The organism is Ruegeria sp. AD6 (assembly GCF_056542325.1).
In genome coordinates, this window is the sequence record NZ_JBQFZQ010000010.1 from 79,141 (window position 1) to 96,247 (window position 17,107).

The window sequence follows — 17,107 nt, forward strand, 5'->3', positions numbered from 1 at the left end:
CGTTACAGCCGGAACCGCAGTGACAGGGTTCGTCCGCCGCGCTGGATCGTCATCTGCACCCGACGGCTGGGATCGGTCAGCGCTTGCACAACGTCGCGCGGGCGTTCAATGGCGGCACCGTTAATCGCGTCCAGAACGTCCCCGGTGCGCAGTCCGGCGCGGGCACCATATGGCCCGGGATCAATGACCACGACCCCGGTCTGCGTCAGGCGCAGCCCCAGCCTTGTGATAACCGCCGGGTTGATCACTGATACCTTCAATTCGGGCAGCACCGTACGGTCGTCCAGAGTGGTTTCTTCAGCGGCAGGTGTTTCAGGCGCTTTGATCAGAGCCACTTCCACATCATCGCGATCCTCGCCGCGCAACCGGGTCAGAACCGAGGTTCCCCCGACCCCGGCAACGGACATGCGGAATTTCATCTCGGCGGGTGAGTTCACTTCATCCCCGTCCACGTGCGTTACCACATCGCCGACCCTCAGACCGGCCTCGGCCAGTGGGCTAAGGTCATGCAGATCTGAAATCACCACGCCCAATGGGATGGCCAGACCCAGCGACTCGGCGATATCAGCGCTCATATGCTGGCCAGTGATCCCCGCCCAGGGGCTGACGAAACTGTCATTGCCGGCCTGCGCCTGCCGCAGAAACTCGGCCACCAGATTGGCCGGAATGGCAAAGCCGATCCCGTTTGACCCGCCCGAGCGGGTCAGGATCGAGGTATTGATCCCGATCAGATCGCCATTCACATCAATCAGCGCACCGCCCGAATTGCCCGGATTGATCGCCGCGTCGGTCTGAATGAAATACCCCCGCGCATTGCCCGTGGCGGTCCCGGTCCGCGCCAGACCCGAGATGATGCCCGACGACACCGTCTGCCCGACCCCGAACGGGTTACCGATGGCCAGCGCAAGCTCTCCCACCTCAACCTGATCCGAGTCCCGCAGGTTCAGGTAAGGCAGGTCAGACGCATCCTCTAGCCGCAGAATGGCGATGTCGCTTTCCTCATGCCCCAGAACAACCGTCGCCGAAAACTCACGCCGGTCGGTTGTCACCACGCGGATTTCGGTCGCCGAGCCCACAACATGGTAATTCGACACCACATAGCCGTTATCGGACAGGATCACGCCCGAACCCAGCGAGTTTTGCACTCGCGGCTGCGGGGTGCCAAAGCCGCCACCAAAGAAATCCTGAAAGAACGGGTCCGAGAACAACGGGTTGGTGCGCCCCTGCCGGACGATCTTGGCATAGATGTTCACAACCGCCGGGGCGGCTTGTTTGACGACCGGGGCAAAACCCAGACTGATGTCAGCCTGGGACTGCGGAACCCGTGTTTCCGCCGTGGCAAGTGATGCCGACAAAATGGAGAAAGCTAAAACTGTCGCGCGCAGCATTCCGACCTCAATCTTCAGAGACCCGTAGGATATGCGGCCACCGGGCCGGTAATGCAAGCGCGGCATCCGTGACCGCGTTCGGGAAAAAGAAAACCCCCACGTCCGGGACGCAGGGGTCTGACAGTCAGATCGTCGGATCGACTTATTCTTCTGCGGCCTCTTCGGCAGCAACGCGGGCCTTGTCGGCCGCGCCTTTGGCATCGACGTCACGATCAACGAATTCGATGATCGCCATCGGCGCCATGTCACCATAGCGGAAGCCAGCTTTCAGGATGCGGACATAACCGCCCTGACGCTCGGCGTAGCGGGGGCCCAGAACTTCGAACAGCTTGGCGACGTCTTTGTCTTCTTTCAACTGTGCTGCGGCCTGACGGCGGGCGTGCAGGTCGCCGCGCTTGCCCAGAGTGACCAGCTTTTCGATGATCGGGCGCAGTTCTTTTGCCTTGGGCAGAGTTGTTTTGATTTGCTCATGCTCGATGAGCGAGCCAGCCATGTTCGCAAACAGCGCCTTGCGGTGCTCATGAGTACGGTTCAGTCGGCGGTAACCACGTGCGTGACGCATTTTTCAGTTCCTTCTTTCGCGTTTTGCTTTGTCTGGCACCCGATGCGTGTCAGGCGCTCTCCTTGAGGCATCATTGCCCTTGTTGTCCCCGGTAGTCCGGGCATTTGTTGTCGCGTGTGCCGGGCTGAAGCCCGGCCTACGGGTTGGTCCGAAGTAGGCCGGGCTTCAGCCCGGCACCACTTCAGAACGCGTCTTCGAATTTCTTCGCCAGATCTTCGATGTTGTCGGGCGGCCAGTCCTCGACATCCATGCCAAGGTGCAGACCCATGCCGGACAGCACTTCCTTGATCTCGTTCAGCGATTTGCGGCCGAAGTTCGGGGTGCGCAGCATCTCGGCTTCGGTCTTCTGGATCAGGTCGCCGATATAGACGATGTTGTCGTTCTTCAGGCAGTTTGCCGAACGGACCGACAGTTCCAGTTCGTCCACTTTCTTCAGCAGAAGCGGATTGAACTCCAGACCGTCATCCTCGTCCTGGCGGCCGGCCGATTCCGGCTCGTCGAAGTTGACGAAGATCGACAACTGGTCCTGCAGGATGCGCGCAGCATAGGCCAGCGCGTCCTCGGGCGTGATCGACCCGTCGGTTTCGATCTTCAGGGTCAGCTTGTCATAGTCCAGAACCTGACCTTCACGGGTCGGCTGAACGTCATAGGCGACCTTCTTGACCGGAGAATAGATCGCGTCGATCGGGATCAGGCCAATGGGCGCGTCTTCGGGCTTGTTCTTCTCAGCCGAAACGTAACCCTTGCCTGTGTTGACGGTCAGTTCCATGAAGAGATCGGCGCCATCGTCCAGGTGGCAGATGACGTGGTCGCGGTTCAGAACCTCGATGCCGGCGCTTTCGCTGATGTCGCCAGCGGTGACAACGGCGGGGCCTTTGGCATTGATCGACAGGCGCTTGGGGCCTTCGACTTCCATGCGCAGCGACACGCCTTTGAGGTTCAGGATGATGTCGGTGACGTCCTCACGCACGCCCGCAACCGAGGAGAACTCGTGCAGGACGTTGTCGATCTGAACGCTGGTGATGGCCGCGCCTTGCAGCGAGCTCATCAAAACGCGGCGCAGGGCGTTGCCCAAGGTCAGACCAAAGCCACGCTCCAGCGGTTCAGCAACCAGGGTTGCCTGACGTGCAGGGTCGTTGCCCGGCTTGCCGTCCAGCTGGGTCGGCTTGATCAATTCTGCCCAATTCTTGTGGATCATGTAATCCCTCCATTCCTGTCCGCGCCCCATGACCAACAAGGTGCAGACGCCCGAGGTTCAAAATGACGTGCTGGGGCCGTGCAAAAACACTGGCCCCAGCTCAATTCAAAATCGCTTAGACGCGGCGACGCTTCGGCGGGCGGCAGCCGTTGTGAGCAATCGGTGTCACGTCGCGGATCGACGTGATGTTGAAGCCCACGGCAGCCAGCGCGCGCAGAGCCGATTCACGACCCGAACCGGGGCCCTGAACTTCGACTTCCAGCGTCTTGACGCCATGTTCCTGCGCCTTCTTGCCTGCATCTTCAGCAGCCATCTGAGCGGCGTAGGGGGTCGATTTCCGCGATCCCTTGAAGCCCATGGTACCGGCAGACGACCACGAAATGGCGTTGCCCTGTACGTCCGAGATCAGGATCTTGGTGTTGTTGAAGGTCGAGTTCACATGGGCGACGCCCGATGCGATGTTCTTCCGCTCTTTGCGCTTAACGCGAGTCTTATCACGTGCCATCAGTCAGACCCTCCCTTATTTCTTCTTACCAGCGATGGCCTTTGCGGGGCCTTTGCGGGTACGAGCGTTGGTGTGGGTGCGCTGACCGCGAACCGGCAGGTTGCGGCGGTGACGCAGACCGCGATAGCAGCCCAGGTCCATCAGGCGCTTGACGTTCATCTGAACTTCACGACGCAGATCACCTTCAACGGTGTAGTTTTCGTCGATGTATTCGCGGATTTTCAGAACTTCGGCGTCGGACAGTTCGTTGACGCGACGGGTCGCTTCAATGCCTACAGCTTCGCAGATCGCTTTGGCCGAGGTGTTGCCGATTCCGGTGATATATGTGAGGGCGATAGGTACCCGCTTGGCAGTCGGGATGTTTACGCCGGCAATACGTGCCACGTGTCACTTTCCTTTTTGTTGCGGTTCCGTAACTCCGGAACCTTTTTTCACAACACTTGATCTTGGCAGTGACGCCAGAGGATCCAGCATTATTTCGAGGTAGTAAAAGCGCGCGCGACGAATCTCGCACGCACGGGTGATTCCCAAAGGGATGTGGGTCGATATGGGCTTTTGGGCCTGACGTCAATACTCCAACCGGAGCTTTGGCCCCGGCCACTGACAATTTATAGCAAACCCTCTGCTTTCATTTCGGCTTCCCACTCCGCGGCCAGCCCTTCAAACTCACTGAACGCGCTGTTGGCAGGCACGTCTGCCCCGCTGTCCGGCGTCGGCTTCCGGATGTGGTCCACCAGGGGTTTTGCAGCCAACCAATCCCTGACAAACGTCGAGCGCATGTACTTTTTATAGTAGTCGGCGTCGAGAATCCCGGCCTTTATCCCACTGGCAATCAGCTCGTAGTGGTTGAGCATCTCAAGCACAAGGCGGCGTTGTTTCTGCAGCACAGCATTGCTGGGGCTGAACAGCGCCGACAACCCGTTTTCGTCCTGCCGCGCATCCCTGAACGCGACATACCGTTCCTGATAGTATTCCGTGGATTCCGAACGCTCGATCAGGTTCAAAGTCGCCAGCCTGCGGGCAGTTGTCTGGTTTGCCCTGATTGTGGCGCGCGCCATGAAAAAAGCGATGAGGGCCGAGGTCAAAATGGCCGCCGGCCCACCAAAATAGCGTATTAACCACTCAATCCCGGACTCAGAAGCCACGCAAACCAGTATTTGCGTGGCTTCGACCATTTCTGCAGTGCAGTTCATCGGGGATCGTTAATCCCTGTAACCTTCGCGAAAGACAAGCATACAAGCCTCCTGACATGCACGTATTACGCGTGCTTTGCTAACAAAAAGATAAGACCTTACGATTAGTTGTCAAGAACACCGGCAATTGCGCCCTGAACTTCGGCGATCTCGCCCAGCCCGTTGACCTTGGTCAACGCACCTTTGGCATAGTAGTAGCCGATCAGCGGCGAGGTCTTTTTGTAGTATTCCATCAGACGGGTCTTGAGGCTTTCCTCATTGTCGTCGGCGCGGCGCTTGAAGTCGTTTTCCTTGCCGCAGTTGGTGCATTTTCCATCTGCAGGAATCGGCTTGGTGATGTCGTTATAGACTTCACCGCATCCGCCACAGGTCGACCGGGCCGTGATGCGCTGGACCAGCGCGGTATCGTCGACTTCCATCTCGATCACCGCGTCCAGGCTGTTGCCGGTGCTGTCCAGCAATTCACCCAGCGCGTCCGACTGCGCCAGCGTGCGCGGGAAACCGTCAAAGATGAAACCACCCTCGGCGCCCTGCTCCAGCTTTTCGCGGATCAGGCCGATGACGATCTCATCGGTGACCAACTCACCCTTGGCCATGACCTCGGCCACGCGGTTGCCCATTTCGGTGCCGCTGTCCTTGGCCTCGCGCAGCATGTCGCCGGTGCTCAGCTGGACCATGCCGCGTGTTTCGACCAGGTGACGCGCCTGCGTCCCTTTACCGGCCCCCGGGGGGCCAAGAAGAATGATGTTCATCGACGAGCGGGTCCCTTCCTGCCGCGTTTCTTGCTTTTGCCGCGCAGTTGGGACTTTTCGATCAGCCCTTCGTATTGATGCGCCAGCAAATGGCTCTGAACCTGCTGGATCGTGTCCATGGTTACAGAGACGATAATCAGAACCGAGGTGCCGCCGAAGTAGAACGGGATGGCAAACTGGCCCCGAAGGATTTCAGGCAACAGACAGACCGCCGCCAGATAGGCCGAGCCCAGAACCAGCACGCGGTTAACCACGTATTCCAGATATTCGGCGGTTTTCTTGCCCGGACGGATACCGGGGACAAAGCCGTTCTGCTTTTTCAGATTGTCCGCCACATCATCCGGTTTGAACGACACGTTGAACGTGTAGAAATAGGCGAAGAACACGATCATCGACGCAAAGAACAGCAGATACAGCGGCTGTCCGGGGCCAAAGTTGGCCAGCATCCAGGACATGATCGGACCGTTGGCCGCCCCCGACGAGAAGGTCGAGATCGTCACCGGCAGCAGCAGCAGCGAGCTGGCAAAGATCGCCGGGATCACGCCCGCTGGGTTGACCTTGACTGGCAGGTGGCTGGATCCACCCTCATAGACTTTCATACCGGCCTGACGACGCGGGTATTGGATGTGGATCTTGCGCAGCGCGCGCTCCATGAAGACCACAAAGGTAATCACGGCGATGACCATGACGATCACACCAACGATCACTGCGGGGCTGATCGCACCGCTGCGGCCCGAGGCAAAGAACTGCGCCAGCGCAGCCGGAACCTCGGCAATGATGCCGACGAAGATGATCAGGGAAATCCCGTTGCCGATGCCGCGCGCGGTGATCTGCTCACCCAGCCACATCAGGAACATGGTGCCGCCAACCAGAGTGATCATGGTCGAAAAGCGGAAATACAGCCCCGGATCGGTCGCCAGATCGCCCGACTCCAGCGACACGGCCAGACCATAGGCCTGAACGGTGGCCAGCGCCACGGTGCCGAAACGGGTGTACTGGTTGATCTTCTTGCGCCCCTGCTCGCCCTCTTTCTTGAGCTGTTCGAGCGCGGGAACCATAGATGTCAGCAGCTGCACGATGATCGAGGCCGAGATATAAGGCATGATGCCGAGGGCAAAGATACCCATCCGACCCAGCGCCCCGCCGGTGAACATCGAAACCATGCCGCCGATGCCTTGCCCCGCCTGTTCCATGAACTCGCGAAGCGCCTGTCCGTCAATCCCCGGCACCGGAATGAAGGTGCCCAGACGATAGACGATCAGCAAACCCAGCGTGAACAGGATGCGGTTGCGCAGATCGGTGGCTTTGCCAAGGGCAGCCCAGCTTGTATTGGCTGCCATTTGTTCTGCTGCTGATACCATAAATCGGTCTCTCTTATGCAAACGCCGCCCGGAACCGTTTTCCGGCTCGGACGGCGTCTAGGAAAACTGTGAGGTCTATGTAAGCGGGTCTGGGCCCGCTCACAAGCGCTTACTCTGCCGCAGCAGCTTTTGTGACCTTAAGTGAGCCGCCCGCTTTCTCAACTGCCTCTACGGCAGCTTTCGAAGCACCGGTAACTTCCAGGTTCACCTTGGCGCTGATTTCACCTTTGGCCAGAACGCGGATACCGTCCAGCTTGCGACGAACCAGACCGGAGGCAACCAGTGCGTCCTCGGTGATCGCAGCTTTGGCGTCCAGCTTGCCTGCGTCGACGAATTTCTGGATCAGGCCCAGGTTGATAACGGCGAATTCCTTGCGGTTCGGCTTGTTGAAGCCACGCTTGGGCAGGCGCTGGTACAGCGGCATCTGGCCGCCTTCGTAGCCGTTGATGGCCACACCCGAACGGGATTTCTGGCCTTTGATACCACGGCCACCCATTTTACCTTTGCCGGAACCGGGGCCACGACCAACGCGAGTGCGTTTGGGGCTGGCGCCAGGATTGTCGCGCAATTCGTTCAGTTTCATTTCGCTTCTCCTTAGCCGGATGTGACCCCCGAAGCGTGATGGGCCAACCACGGCGTTTCTTGGTTTTGATTCTCGTGGACGGAAATCCACCGGAGCGCTGTACAGCGTTGTGCCTTCAGTTGCAAGGTTTGTTGTCGACTGCCGCCAAAAAGCAAAAGAGGCGCCCGAACGGCGCCTCTTTCACTGTGAGTGGTGGGGTATTTTACGAGCAATATGCATGCTCACGCGCGATATCCGCGATATCGCAGCGACGAACGCCGATGTCGTCCAGTTCGCGGTTGCTCAGACGCTGCAGCTCGGAATAGGTGCGCTGGTATTCCGCCGCTCGGGCACGGGCTGCCTTGATGCGTTCAACCAAGGTTGCAACGCGGGCGCTGAAGTTGAATCCGGTGTTCGAAAAAGTAGCTGTGTTTGCCATATCTCATTTCCTTTCTGTATTGGGGCGTATTCCCCAATGTTCGCTTGTTTGTTCCTTGCTTGGACAAGGCTCAGATAGGCGCGGCTGGTAACGCTAACAACGGAAGTTTCGGTCTAGCCGCTATGCGTTTCGGGAATGGCAGGATCCTGCGCCATTTGACCGAGACCCTCTGGCCCGGCAAACCAGTATTGGCCCGGCCGCTTCTCACGTTTCGCAAAAGTTGGTAGTCTTGCACAGAAGTCAGCGCAGGATGCAGGGTGCGAAATCATGTCATTGGATCTTCTGACCAAGGGGGAAAAGTACTTTCTTCTATACACGGGAACCGGCACCGATCTGATATTCAACCGAGGCGTCGAGCTGCCGGGCTTTGCGTCATTTCCCCTGCTCGAGCATCCGGACACACGCGCAATTCTGGCTGACCAGATGGCCGAACTGGCGCAATTGGCGGGGGAACTGGGCCTGGGATGCATTCTGGACGCGCCCACCTGGATGGCAAACGCCGATCGCGCGGCCCCCTTGGGATATGACAAAGATCGACTGGATGCGGTCAATCGGGATGCAGTGTCCTTGATGGATGAAATCCGTCGGTCAGCCGGTCGTGACGACATTCTGGTATCCGCCTGCATCGGACCTCGTTACGATCCATATGCTGATATTCCCGCCATGCCAGAAGATGAAGCCTGCGCGTATCATACTGCTCAGTTGGCCACACTGAAAGAAACCAGCGTTGACCTCGTCACCGCCTACACGTTCAACCGTCCATCCGAGGCGATTGGGTGCATTCTTGCAGCGCGGCGTCTCAGTCTGCCTATCGTGATGTCACTGGTTGTGGAAACCGACGGTCGGCTGGCCAGCGGCCTGAGTCTTGCCGAAGCGATAGACCAAATAGATGAAGCGACAGATGCGTCAGCGCTGTTCCATATGGTGAACTGCGCTCATCCGTCCCATTTCGCGAGTGCCATGGACAATCACCCCCGGTTGAAAGGGGTCGTTGCCAATGCCTCAAGCTGCTCGCACGCTGAACTCGACGAGGCCGAGCATCTTGACGAAGGCAACCCGTGGCAACTGGGACGGGAAATTGCCCAAATTGTGAAAGAAAACCCGTCTGTGCACGTATTCGGCGGGTGCTGTGGGACAGATATGCGCCACCTGCATCGTATGGGTTCGGAAGTTAACGCTGACGTGATTTCGATGAAGGAAACGAAACTTTAGACTCGTCAAATCGAAACCCTCAAACGAAAAACACCCCCGAAAGTTCCGGGGGTGTTTTCTGTTTGAAGTTCAATCGCGCTTAGTCGCGCTCTTCGATGATCTCAACCAGATGCGGGATCTTGTTGACCATGCCGCGAACCGAAGGCGTATCTTCCAGCTCGCGGGTGCGGTGCATCTTGTTCAGGCCCAGACCGATCAGGGTTGCGCGCTGTTCGGCGGGGCGGCGGATCGGGGAACCGATCTGCTTGACGACGATGGTTTTTGCCATGGGTCGCTCTCCTTATGCTTCTGCTTCAGCAGCAGCTGGTGCTTCGTCCCGCTTGGGCAGGATGTCAGCAACTTTTTTGCCACGACGTGCGGCAACCGAACGCGGGCTCTGCTCTTTCTGCAGGCCGTTGATGGTGGCGCGGATCATGTTGTACGGGTTCTGCGAGCCCAGCGACTTGGACACAACGTCCTTCACGCCCAGCATTTCGAACACTGCACGCATCGGACCACCGGCGATGATACCAGTACCTTCAGGTGCGGTGCGCATAACCACTTTACCGGCGCCGTGACGGCCCTCGATGTCGTGGTGCAGGGTACGACCTTCGCGCAGTTGCACGCGGATCATCTGACGCTTGGCTTGTTCGGTTGCCTTACGGATGGCTTCAGGTACTTCTTTCGCTTTACCTTTGCCAAAGCCGACACGGCCTTTCTGATCGCCGACAACCACCAGAGCGGCGAAGCCAAAGCGCTTACCACCTTTTACGGTTTTCGACACACGGTTGATTGCGACCAGACGATCTGCAAATTCCGGTGCTTCTTCACGGTCGCGGCCACGGCCCCGACGGTTTTCACGTTCTGCCATTTGGCATCCCTTTTCTCATGTGGCGCTTGTCGCGCCAGTTTTCTCAATCGAAGTGAGCCACGAAAAAAATCCAGGCCCCCCGATCATCGAGGCGGGCGGACCCGCCTTCAAAGCAAGATGGGTGCAAGCACCCATCCTACGGTTCTTTGTCGTGTAGGATGGGTGCTTGCACCCATCGCCACATCAGATCTTCAGACCACCTTCACGCGCGGCGTCGGCAACTGCCTTCACCTTGCCGTGGAACAGGAAGCCACCACGATCGAAATAGGCCTCTTCGACGCCTGCCTTCTTGGCACGCTCGGCGATGGCCGCGCCCACTTTGGTGGCCGCTTCGACGTTGTTCTTGCCAACAACACCCAGATCTTTTTCCAGGGTCGAGGCCGAGGCCAGGGTCACGCCACGAACGTCGTCGATCAGCTGAACGCTGATGTTCTTGTTCGAACGGTGAACCGACAGGCGTACACGGCCGGCGTTGACTTTGCGAAGTTTGTTCCGAACGCGCAGGCGGCGCTTCAGAAACAGGGTTCTTTTGCTGTTTGCCATTGTTTGCGTCCTTACTTCTTCTTGCCTTCCTTGCGGAAGATGAACTCGCCCTTATAGCGGATGCCCTTGCCTTTATACGGCTCGGGACGGCGCCATTCGCGGATTTTGGCCGCGACTTCGCCCACCTGCTGCTGGTCGATACCTTCCACAACGATCTCGGTCTGCTTTGGCGCGGTGATGGTGACACCTTCCGGAGCAGTGAAATCAACATCGTGGCTGTAGCCCAGGTTCAGCTTCAGGGTGTTGCCCTGCATCTGCGCCCGGTAACCAACACCCTGGATCTCCAGCTCTTTTTTGAAGCCTGTCGTCACACCGGTTACCAGATTGGCAACCATGGTGCGGCTCATGCCCCATTGCTGGCGGGCACGCTTGGACATGCCGCGGGGGTCGATCTTGACCACGTTGTCTTCAACCGACAGCGTCACGTCGTCGGTTGCGGTAAAGCTGCGGGTGCCTTTCGGACCTTTCACTTCGATGGTCTGACCCGACACAGAGGCGGTAACGCCGCTGGGCAGCTCGACCGGTTTTTTACCAATACGAGACATTGCAGACCTCCTTAGAAGACGGTGCAGAGCACTTCGCCGCCAACATTGTTGGAGCGAGCGTTTGCGTCCGACATCACACCTTTCGGAGTGCTGACAATCGACACGCCCAGACCCTGACGGACCTGCGGGATGTCATTGACGCCCATGTATACGCGACGACCGGGCTTCGAGACCCGCTTCAGTTCGCGAATGACAGGGGTGCCTTCGTAGTATTTCAGGCTGATTTCGATGGCCGGATGACCGTTTTCACCGGTCGTCTTTTCATAGCCACGGATGTAACCTTCGTCCGCCAGCACGTCCAGAACCCAACCGCGCAGCTTGGAAGCCGGGGTGGAAACGGTGGACTTGCCGCGCATTTGCGCGTTGCGGATACGGGTGAGCATATCGCCGATAGGATCATTCATATCTATGTCTCCCTTACCAGCTCGATTTCACCATGCCGGGGATCTGACCAGCAGAACCCAGCTCGCGCAGCGCGATACGGCTGACCTTCAGCTTACGGTAGTAAGCGTGGGGACGACCGGTCAGCTGACAACGGTTGTGCAGACGGGTAGCCGAGCTGTTGCGCGGCAGTTTCGCCAGTTTCAGACGCGCTTTGAAACGCTCTTCCATCGGGCGGCTCTCGTCATTCGCGATTTCTTTCAGCTCGGCACGCTTTGCGGCATATTTGGCCACCAGGCGTTCGCGCTTCTTCTCGCGTTCGATCATTGCTTTTTTAGCCATGTCTCAATCCTCCCGGCGCTTACGCGTTGAACGGCATGTTGAAAGCTTTCAACAGTGCCTTAGCTTCAGCGTCGGTTTTCGCTGTGGTGGCAATTACGATATCCAGGCCCCAGACCTCGTCGACCTTGTCGAAGTCGATTTCCGGGAACACGATGTGCTCTTTCATGCCCATGGCAAAGTTGCCCTGACCATCGAAAGACGGCTTAACACCGCGGAAGTCACGAACGCGCGGCAGCGCGATGGTTATCAGACGATCCAGGAATTCGTACATCCGGTCACCGCGCAGGGTCACTTTCGCGCCCAGCGGCATGTCTTCCCGGACGCGGAAACCCGCGATCGACTTCTTCGCCTTGGTTGAAACGGCCTGTTGACCAGCGATTGCAGTCAGATCCTCGACAGCAGCTTTCGCTTTCTTCGAGTCTTTGACCGCCTCAGCACCACAACCGATGTTCAGAACGATTTTGTCCAGCTTGGGCAGCTGCATGTCGTTCTTGTAGCCGAACTCTTCTTTCAGAGCGGCACGGATGGTTTCAACGTACTGAGCTTTCAGACGCGGGGTATAGGTTGCGGAATCAAGCATCGATCACGTCCCCTGTGGTCTTGGCGAAGCGGACCTTCTTGTCACCTTCCATGCGGAAGCCAACGCGGGTTGCTTTGCCGTTCTTGTCCAGCAGCGCCAGGTTCGACAGCTCGATCGGGTTTGCCTGAGGCAGGCGACCACCTTGCGAGTTCTGCGACTGACGGGTGTGGCGGATGGCGATGTTGATGCCATCGACAACAGCTTTACCGGCTTTGGGGTCAACCGAGGAAATGGTTCCCTCTTTGCCCTTGTCCTTGCCGGCCAGCACGACGACCTTGTCGCCTTTGCGGAGTTTAGCAGCCATGATTACAGCACCTCCGGAGCCAGCGAGATGATTTTCATGAAGTTCTTGCCGCGCAGTTCGCGAACAACGGGGCCAAAGATACGGGTACCTACGGGCTCATTGTTGTTGTTCAGGATGACGGCGGCGTTGCGATCGAAGCGGATCGCGGTGCCGTCTTCGCGACGGACTTCCTTGGCGGTGCGTACGACGACGGCCTTGCGGACGTCACCTTTCTTTACGCGGCCGCGCGGGATGGCTTCCTTCACCGAGACGACAATGATGTCGCCGACGGAGGCGTATTTACGCTTGGAACCGCCCAGGACCTTGATGCACTGAACTCGGCGTGCGCCGGAGTTGTCAGCGACATCCAGATTGGTCTGCATCTGGATCATGTGGTTTCTCCCGACCTGTGGGGGCTGGTCTTGTTAGATCCCCCAGGGTTTCGACAAATGGGAAAATACCGGAGGCTTACGCTTCCAGAACTTCCCAACGTTTCGTCTTCGATTTCGGCGCGCATTCGATGATGCGGACTGTGTCACCGACCTTGAAGGCGTTCTTTTCATCGTGAGCCCGGTATTTCTTGGACTTACGGATGGTTTTCTTCAGAACCGGATGCGTAAAGCGGCGCTCGACGGATACGGTTACGGTCTGTTCGTTGGCGTCGCTGGTCACGGTGCCTTGCAGGATACGCTTGGGCATCTGATTACTCCTCGGATGCCGCGGCAGCGGCCTTTTCGTTCAGAATGGTTTTGACACGGGCAGCATTGCGGCGGGCCGCTTTGATACCGGCTGTGTTTTCCAGCTGACCGGTTGCCTGTTGAAAGCGCAGGTTAAAGCTTTCTTTCTTCAGGTTGGCCAGTTCCTCGCGGAGCTGGTCCGGGGTCTTGTCACGCAGTTCTTGGGCGTTCATCGCCTTTTTCCTTTGCTCAAAACACCAGAAGGCCCCGTACACGGGTCACCTTTGACCTGGTGGATGAATGATAGACATACGAATCGCCCGACAACGCCGGGAGATCGCAGGATGCCGCCGTATAAGGGTTTGGGGGGTGGGTGGCAAGAGGAAGTTTAAGGCTTTCCGTGTATGGGAGTTTAGCGATCATCCCAAAAACAAAACGTTGCGTAGTCGTTCACCCAACAGGCTTCTTCACGCTGTAGGTCACGCTGGATTCCGTGAGCGTGAGCGGCATAGGGTTCGCCGTTCCACGCAACTACGCCGGTCCCATCATCCTCGACATAGAAACCGCCCCAATACTTACCGTTGTAGGTTTTGAAATCAAAGGAGCCGAAACCATCGGTCGGGTCAAATTCGCATGGCCCATCAACCTTGGTTTCCCCATATTCAATAATAAGGCATGAAACCTCTCTGGCCTGCCCTAGCTGTGCAAAAGAGGGTGTGACAACACTAAGACTGCCGATCAATGCAAAACAGATCTTCTTCATTTCTCTCGTTACTTCTTGGTTGTGGAACTAAGTCGGCATTTGATTTTAAGGGAACAATATGCAGGCGACTCGTATGATCCGGTAAACTTCTACTTCCAGTTAAGAACACTAATAATTCTAGCAAGCTACAATCAGGGCTCCGCCCGTTCGCCCCTCAATCGCTCCACCGGAGCGATTGCCGCTGCGCGGACCGGGACTCACTCCCACTTATAATTGAAACTCACCGAAATCCGCTCGTCCTCGGCCATGTTCATCGGCACCTCGTGGCGCAGCCAGCTTTCCCATAGCAGAACGTCCCCCACCTTCGGCTTCATATAGATGAACGGCTGCAAGTCCCGCCGCCCGCCTTTAAGACGTGTCGGCGCGGCCATCATGCGGCCCGAGCGGGGGTCTTCCAGTTTCAGCGCGCTCGCCCCTTCGGGCATTGCCACGTAGGTCGTGCCTGAAATGACGCTATGCGGATGCAGGTGGCTGGAGTGCATCCCACCTTCGGGCAGGATGTTGATCCACAGATCCTCCAGCTTCAGCGTGCCCTCGCCCAGATCGAACTCCAGATCCTTGGCAAAGGCCGCGACGTGCTGGTCCAGCGCCTTGACCAGATCGGCGAAGATCGGGAAGCGCCAGGGCAGATCGGTCAGCGAGGCATAGCTGGTATAGCCGGGATAGCCGTTCTCTTCGCACCATTCCTGCCCGGCCTCATCATCCTCAGCGATGACAAGGCAGGAGCTTTCCAGCTCATCCGCGTCGATCCTGGGATCGAACTCGGACAAGGCGGCGCGGTAAAGACGGGTGACGAAGAGTGATTCAATCTGTGCCATGCCCCGGCTATAGCCCAGCCGGGGCGCAAGGGCGAGACCAGCCGCCTTAGAAAAGCGGCTGGTCGGGTGCGACTTAGTAGAAGTAGCGCAGCCAGATATAAACGTTGGCGATCATCAGGGTCAGGATCATGATCGGGAAGGCCATGATCGCAAACTTAACAAAGCCGATGGGCTGCTTGGCCTTCTCGGCAAAGGCCGCGACGGTCAGGTTGGCGCTGGCACCCAGCAGCGTGCCGTTGCCCCCCAGACAGGCACCAAGGGCCAGCGACCACCACAAGGGCTCGATCGCCTCGGGGCCGCCAAACGTGTCGGCGGTGGACTCGATCAGCGGGATCATCGTCGCCACAAAGGGGATGTTGTCCAGAATGGCCGACAGGATGCCCGAGGCCCAGAAGATGAAGAACGCGGTCCACATCATGTCACCCTCGGTCAGTTCCAGAACCTTCTGGCCGAAGAAGTCCAGCAGACCCACGTGTTCCACACCTGCGACAATCACAAACAGGCCGCCGAAGAAGAAGATCGTGATCCACTCGACCTCGCCAAAGATGTGGTGGACGGATTCGGATTGCTCTTCGCCATGCTGGTGACCATAGGCCAGCAGCATCAGCAGCGCCGCACCCGCCAACGCCGAAGTGCCGGGCTGAACGCCATAGCTGTGGCCCAGGGTGAAGCCCAGCAAAACCAGCGCCAGAACGAACAGGGATTTGATCATCAGCCGGACATCGGTGATCGCTTCGTCTTCGTTAAAGCGCATGATCTTTTCACTGGCGGATTTTGGAATGGCGGCCAGCGTGCGGCGGTTCATCAGATAGATGATGCCGGTCAGAACAACCAGACAGATCGCCGAGATCGGGGCCAGATTGACCACAAACTCGTTGAAACTCAGCCCGGCGGCCGAGCCGATGATGATATTGGGCGGGTCACCGATCAGCGTGGCCGTACCACCAACGTTCGAGGCCAGAATTTCGGCAAAGAAGAACGGAAAGACCGGTGTTTCCAGCGCATCCGTGATCAGCAGGGTAATCGGCGCGATCAACAGCACCGTGGTTACGTTATCCAGAAGTGCGGAAAATACCGCCGTGATCAGCGTCAGCATGATCAGGATGCCGGTCGGGTTGGCCTTCACAAGCTTTGACGCCTTGATCGCCACATATTGAAACAGCCCGCATTTGCTGGTGATCCCCACAATCACCATCATGCCGATCAGCAGTGCAAGCGTGTTTGCATCCACCCCGGCGACGGCCTGTTCCTGATTGAGGATGCCAAACAGCACCATCAGCGATGCGCCCAGCATGGCAAGAATGGCGCGGTTCACCTTTTCGGTGATCAGAACCGCATAAACGGCGACAAGAATGCCAGTTGCAATCCACAGAGGATCAACCCCCAACAGTTGAGGAACGGAGAACGCGTGTTCTCCATGCGAAACAGAATGATCGGTCACAATTTTGGTCCGGTATTTTAGGGGTTAACTCAGCGCGTGATCTATCAGCGAGTTCGGGCTGACAGTGCCGACAAACCGTTTGGTGTCGGGCTCAACCAGGAACACATGGCGCTTGAATTTGTGGATCAGGAAGATGCCCTCCATCACCGGCGTATCCGGGGCGGTCACGGGGATATTGGCCGGGTTGGACGTGTGATCGCCGACCCGTTCCTCATTCAGCCGCGTGACCTGTTCGCGGAAATCTTCCTTGGTCAGATCCATGAAGCTCAGGTTGCTGATTGGCACCCGGCTTGTTTCCGAGCTCATGCCGATCAATGCGGCCTTGGGCAGGATCATCTTGATCAGGGTCGGTGCGGTAAACACACCCAGAAACTTTCCGTTCTCGTCGACAACCGGAAGAAAGCGCACCCGGCTGTCCCGAATGATGTCGAACGCTTTTGCGACAGTGTCATCCGGATGTATCGTTTTCTGCGTTTCAGGCGAGACCATCACGTCCCGGCAGGTAAGGCCCATCGTTTTCCTCGGCTTTCGAACTGTATCGCGGCGCTCAGCTGTTTTTGCTGGTTGGCGAAAGCACGGTTGCACACTTGCCAAACACCGAGCCCGCGAGAGAATGTCGTTGATGCGGGCGTCATTTCACTAACCGGTGGGATTGGCCAGACTTCAAATCAATTTTTTTTTCAGGACGTCGGGTGAATATCGTGCCCGGCAC

26 protein-coding genes are annotated in these 17,107 nt (G+C 57.8%); 1 reads left to right on the top strand and 25 read right to left on the bottom strand.

The window, feature by feature from the left end:
• Window positions 1–2: 2 nt before the first annotated feature.
• From ACR0KJ_RS17200 to ACR0KJ_RS17245, 10 genes are all read right to left on the bottom strand, one after another.
• Window positions 3–1,388 (bottom strand): trypsin-like peptidase domain-containing protein, encoded by a 1,386-nt coding sequence (locus tag ACR0KJ_RS17200; protein WP_480627259.1) that lies wholly within the window; start codon window positions 1,386–1,388, stop codon window positions 3–5.
• Window positions 1,389–1,530: 142 nt separating this feature from the next.
• Window positions 1,531–1,950, bottom strand: a complete 420-nt coding sequence (rplQ, locus tag ACR0KJ_RS17205) for a 50S ribosomal protein L17 (protein ID WP_170334079.1) — start codon at window positions 1,948–1,950, stop codon at window positions 1,531–1,533.
• Between the two features lie 181 nt (window positions 1,951–2,131).
• On the bottom strand, window positions 2,132–3,148 hold the full coding sequence (locus ACR0KJ_RS17210; RefSeq protein WP_170377644.1) for a DNA-directed RNA polymerase subunit alpha: 1,017 nt from the start codon (window positions 3,146–3,148) through the stop codon (window positions 2,132–2,134).
• Window positions 3,149–3,263: 115 nt separating this feature from the next.
• Complete coding sequence (gene rpsK / locus ACR0KJ_RS17215) at window positions 3,264–3,653, bottom strand: 30S ribosomal protein S11 (protein WP_008757289.1); 390 nt, start codon at window positions 3,651–3,653, stop codon at window positions 3,264–3,266.
• A gap of 15 nt (window positions 3,654–3,668) precedes the next feature.
• Window positions 3,669–4,037 carry a 30S ribosomal protein S13 gene (gene rpsM / locus ACR0KJ_RS17220; RefSeq protein ID WP_170456119.1) on the bottom strand — a complete coding sequence of 123 codons (369 nt, stop codon included), beginning with the start codon at window positions 4,035–4,037 and terminating at the stop codon, window positions 3,669–3,671.
• A 224-nt stretch (window positions 4,038–4,261) separates the two neighbouring features.
• Entirely contained in the window at window positions 4,262–4,846 is a 585-nt protein-coding gene (locus tag ACR0KJ_RS17225; RefSeq protein WP_480627260.1) for a DUF4760 domain-containing protein, read from the bottom strand.
• 104 nt (window positions 4,847–4,950) lie between these two features.
• Window positions 4,951–5,598, bottom strand: coding sequence for an adenylate kinase (locus tag ACR0KJ_RS17230; RefSeq protein WP_480627261.1), 648 nt, complete (start codon window positions 5,596–5,598; stop codon window positions 4,951–4,953).
• Window positions 5,595–6,959, bottom strand: a complete 1,365-nt coding sequence (gene secY, locus ACR0KJ_RS17235; protein WP_170456125.1) for a preprotein translocase subunit SecY — start codon at window positions 6,957–6,959, stop codon at window positions 5,595–5,597. The genes ACR0KJ_RS17230 and secY overlap by 4 nt, the downstream gene beginning before the upstream one ends.
• Window positions 6,960–7,068: 109 nt before the next feature.
• Window positions 7,069–7,542 carry a 50S ribosomal protein L15 gene (rplO, locus tag ACR0KJ_RS17240; RefSeq protein WP_480627262.1) on the bottom strand — a complete coding sequence of 158 codons (474 nt, stop codon included), beginning with the start codon at window positions 7,540–7,542 and terminating at the stop codon, window positions 7,069–7,071.
• Window positions 7,543–7,744: 202 nt separating this feature from the next.
• On the bottom strand, window positions 7,745–7,960 hold the full coding sequence (locus ACR0KJ_RS17245) for a DUF1127 domain-containing protein (protein WP_170524959.1): 216 nt from the start codon (window positions 7,958–7,960) through the stop codon (window positions 7,745–7,747).
• 267 nt (window positions 7,961–8,227) lie between these two features.
• Between ACR0KJ_RS17245 and ACR0KJ_RS17250 the strand changes: the two genes are divergently transcribed.
• Window positions 8,228–9,172, top strand: a complete 945-nt coding sequence (locus ACR0KJ_RS17250) for a homocysteine S-methyltransferase family protein (RefSeq protein WP_480627263.1) — start codon at window positions 8,228–8,230, stop codon at window positions 9,170–9,172.
• Window positions 9,173–9,251: 79 nt separating this feature from the next.
• On the opposite strand, the gene rpmD is transcribed toward ACR0KJ_RS17250, so the two are convergent.
• The 15 genes from rpmD to ACR0KJ_RS17325 all read right to left on the bottom strand — a co-directional run bounded on the left by rpmD (window position 9,252) and on the right by ACR0KJ_RS17325 (window position 16,908).
• Entirely contained in the window at window positions 9,252–9,440 is a 189-nt protein-coding gene (rpmD, locus tag ACR0KJ_RS17255) for a 50S ribosomal protein L30 (protein ID WP_170456133.1), read from the bottom strand.
• Window positions 9,441–9,452: 12 nt separating this feature from the next.
• Window positions 9,453–10,022, bottom strand: coding sequence for a 30S ribosomal protein S5 (rpsE, locus tag ACR0KJ_RS17260; RefSeq protein WP_155148691.1), 570 nt, complete (start codon window positions 10,020–10,022; stop codon window positions 9,453–9,455).
• 183 nt (window positions 10,023–10,205) lie between these two features.
• The gene (gene rplR, locus ACR0KJ_RS17265) at window positions 10,206–10,565 is read right to left on the bottom strand and encodes a 50S ribosomal protein L18 (protein ID WP_039523386.1); all 360 of its coding nucleotides are present in this window, start codon (window positions 10,563–10,565) and stop codon (window positions 10,206–10,208) included.
• Window positions 10,566–10,576: 11 nt separating this feature from the next.
• The gene (gene rplF / locus ACR0KJ_RS17270; protein ID WP_170456135.1) at window positions 10,577–11,110 is read right to left on the bottom strand and encodes a 50S ribosomal protein L6; all 534 of its coding nucleotides are present in this window, start codon (window positions 11,108–11,110) and stop codon (window positions 10,577–10,579) included.
• A gap of 11 nt (window positions 11,111–11,121) precedes the next feature.
• Window positions 11,122–11,514 (bottom strand): 30S ribosomal protein S8, encoded by a 393-nt coding sequence (rpsH, locus tag ACR0KJ_RS17275; protein ID WP_068340741.1) that lies wholly within the window; start codon window positions 11,512–11,514, stop codon window positions 11,122–11,124.
• A 13-nt stretch (window positions 11,515–11,527) separates the two neighbouring features.
• A complete protein-coding gene (gene rpsN / locus ACR0KJ_RS17280; RefSeq protein ID WP_068340744.1) occupies window positions 11,528–11,833 on the bottom strand; it encodes a 30S ribosomal protein S14 in 306 nt (101 codons plus the stop codon).
• 19 nt (window positions 11,834–11,852) lie between these two features.
• Complete coding sequence (gene rplE / locus ACR0KJ_RS17285) at window positions 11,853–12,413, bottom strand: 50S ribosomal protein L5 (RefSeq protein ID WP_170524974.1); 561 nt, start codon at window positions 12,411–12,413, stop codon at window positions 11,853–11,855.
• Complete coding sequence (gene rplX / locus ACR0KJ_RS17290) at window positions 12,406–12,717, bottom strand: 50S ribosomal protein L24 (RefSeq protein WP_170456139.1); 312 nt, start codon at window positions 12,715–12,717, stop codon at window positions 12,406–12,408. The genes rplE and rplX overlap by 8 nt, the downstream gene beginning before the upstream one ends.
• Before the next feature lie 2 nt (window positions 12,718–12,719).
• Complete coding sequence (gene rplN / locus ACR0KJ_RS17295; RefSeq protein ID WP_008757934.1) at window positions 12,720–13,088, bottom strand: 50S ribosomal protein L14; 369 nt, start codon at window positions 13,086–13,088, stop codon at window positions 12,720–12,722.
• Window positions 13,089–13,164: 76 nt separating this feature from the next.
• Window positions 13,165–13,395, bottom strand: a complete 231-nt coding sequence (gene rpsQ / locus ACR0KJ_RS17300; protein ID WP_068340771.1) for a 30S ribosomal protein S17 — start codon at window positions 13,393–13,395, stop codon at window positions 13,165–13,167.
• A 4-nt stretch (window positions 13,396–13,399) separates the two neighbouring features.
• Window positions 13,400–13,606 (bottom strand): 50S ribosomal protein L29, encoded by a 207-nt coding sequence (rpmC, locus tag ACR0KJ_RS17305; RefSeq protein ID WP_010437082.1) that lies wholly within the window; start codon window positions 13,604–13,606, stop codon window positions 13,400–13,402.
• A gap of 179 nt (window positions 13,607–13,785) precedes the next feature.
• The gene (locus tag ACR0KJ_RS17310; RefSeq protein ID WP_170456140.1) at window positions 13,786–14,136 is read right to left on the bottom strand and encodes a hypothetical protein; all 351 of its coding nucleotides are present in this window, start codon (window positions 14,134–14,136) and stop codon (window positions 13,786–13,788) included.
• 197 nt (window positions 14,137–14,333) lie between these two features.
• Window positions 14,334–14,954: a 2OG-Fe(II) oxygenase family protein gene (locus tag ACR0KJ_RS17315; protein ID WP_170524977.1), complete on the bottom strand. Its 621-nt coding sequence runs from the start codon at window positions 14,952–14,954 to the stop codon at window positions 14,334–14,336.
• 73 nt (window positions 14,955–15,027) lie between these two features.
• Window positions 15,028–16,395: an ArsB/NhaD family transporter gene (locus ACR0KJ_RS17320; RefSeq protein ID WP_170456144.1), complete on the bottom strand. Its 1,368-nt coding sequence runs from the start codon at window positions 16,393–16,395 to the stop codon at window positions 15,028–15,030.
• Between the two features lie 24 nt (window positions 16,396–16,419).
• The gene (locus ACR0KJ_RS17325) at window positions 16,420–16,908 is read right to left on the bottom strand and encodes a CBS domain-containing protein (protein ID WP_170456146.1); all 489 of its coding nucleotides are present in this window, start codon (window positions 16,906–16,908) and stop codon (window positions 16,420–16,422) included.
• Between the last annotated feature and the right edge of the window lie 199 nt (window positions 16,909–17,107).

What these genes read in the sequence shown, in the direction of transcription:
- ACR0KJ_RS17200 (WP_480627259.1), bottom strand. Translation starts at nt 1,388, where the DNA reads ATGCTGCGCGCGACAGTTTTAGCTTTCTCCATTTTGTCGGCATCACTT.
- rplQ (WP_170334079.1), bottom strand. Translation starts at nt 1,950, where the DNA reads ATGCGTCACGCACGTGGTTACCGCCGACTGAACCGTACTCATGAGCAC.
- ACR0KJ_RS17210 (WP_170377644.1), bottom strand. Translation starts at nt 3,148, where the DNA reads ATGATCCACAAGAATTGGGCAGAATTGATCAAGCCGACCCAGCTGGAC.
- rpsK (WP_008757289.1), bottom strand. Translation starts at nt 3,653, where the DNA reads ATGGCACGTGATAAGACTCGCGTTAAGCGCAAAGAGCGGAAGAACATC.
- ACR0KJ_RS17225 (WP_480627260.1), bottom strand. Translation starts at nt 4,846, where the DNA reads ATGAACTGCACTGCAGAAATGGTCGAAGCCACGCAAATACTGGTTTGC.
- ACR0KJ_RS17230 (WP_480627261.1), bottom strand. Translation starts at nt 5,598, where the DNA reads ATGAACATCATTCTTCTTGGCCCCCCGGGGGCCGGTAAAGGGACGCAG.
- secY (WP_170456125.1), bottom strand. Translation starts at nt 6,959, where the DNA reads ATGGTATCAGCAGCAGAACAAATGGCAGCCAATACAAGCTGGGCTGCC.
- rplO (WP_480627262.1), bottom strand. Translation starts at nt 7,542, where the DNA reads ATGAAACTGAACGAATTGCGCGACAATCCTGGCGCCAGCCCCAAACGC.
- ACR0KJ_RS17245 (WP_170524959.1), bottom strand. Translation starts at nt 7,960, where the DNA reads ATGGCAAACACAGCTACTTTTTCGAACACCGGATTCAACTTCAGCGCC.
- ACR0KJ_RS17250 (WP_480627263.1), top strand. Translation starts at nt 8,228, where the DNA reads ATGTCATTGGATCTTCTGACCAAGGGGGAAAAGTACTTTCTTCTATAC.
- rpmD (WP_170456133.1), bottom strand. Translation starts at nt 9,440, where the DNA reads ATGGCAAAAACCATCGTCGTCAAGCAGATCGGTTCCCCGATCCGCCGC.
- rpsE (WP_155148691.1), bottom strand. Translation starts at nt 10,022, where the DNA reads ATGGCAGAACGTGAAAACCGTCGGGGCCGTGGCCGCGACCGTGAAGAA.
- rplR (WP_039523386.1), bottom strand. Translation starts at nt 10,565, where the DNA reads ATGGCAAACAGCAAAAGAACCCTGTTTCTGAAGCGCCGCCTGCGCGTT.
- rplF (WP_170456135.1), bottom strand. Translation starts at nt 11,110, where the DNA reads ATGTCTCGTATTGGTAAAAAACCGGTCGAGCTGCCCAGCGGCGTTACC.
- rpsH (WP_068340741.1), bottom strand. Translation starts at nt 11,514, where the DNA reads ATGAATGATCCTATCGGCGATATGCTCACCCGTATCCGCAACGCGCAA.
- rpsN (WP_068340744.1), bottom strand. Translation starts at nt 11,833, where the DNA reads ATGGCTAAAAAAGCAATGATCGAACGCGAGAAGAAGCGCGAACGCCTG.
- rplE (WP_170524974.1), bottom strand. Translation starts at nt 12,413, where the DNA reads ATGCTTGATTCCGCAACCTATACCCCGCGTCTGAAAGCTCAGTACGTT.
- rplX (WP_170456139.1), bottom strand. Translation starts at nt 12,717, where the DNA reads ATGGCTGCTAAACTCCGCAAAGGCGACAAGGTCGTCGTGCTGGCCGGC.
- rplN (WP_008757934.1), bottom strand. Translation starts at nt 13,088, where the DNA reads ATGATCCAGATGCAGACCAATCTGGATGTCGCTGACAACTCCGGCGCA.
- rpsQ (WP_068340771.1), bottom strand. Translation starts at nt 13,395, where the DNA reads ATGCCCAAGCGTATCCTGCAAGGCACCGTGACCAGCGACGCCAACGAA.
- rpmC (WP_010437082.1), bottom strand. Translation starts at nt 13,606, where the DNA reads ATGAACGCCCAAGAACTGCGTGACAAGACCCCGGACCAGCTCCGCGAG.
- ACR0KJ_RS17310 (WP_170456140.1), bottom strand. Translation starts at nt 14,136, where the DNA reads ATGAAGAAGATCTGTTTTGCATTGATCGGCAGTCTTAGTGTTGTCACA.
- ACR0KJ_RS17315 (WP_170524977.1), bottom strand. Translation starts at nt 14,954, where the DNA reads ATGGCACAGATTGAATCACTCTTCGTCACCCGTCTTTACCGCGCCGCC.
- ACR0KJ_RS17325 (WP_170456146.1), bottom strand. Translation starts at nt 16,908, where the DNA reads ATGGGCCTTACCTGCCGGGACGTGATGGTCTCGCCTGAAACGCAGAAA.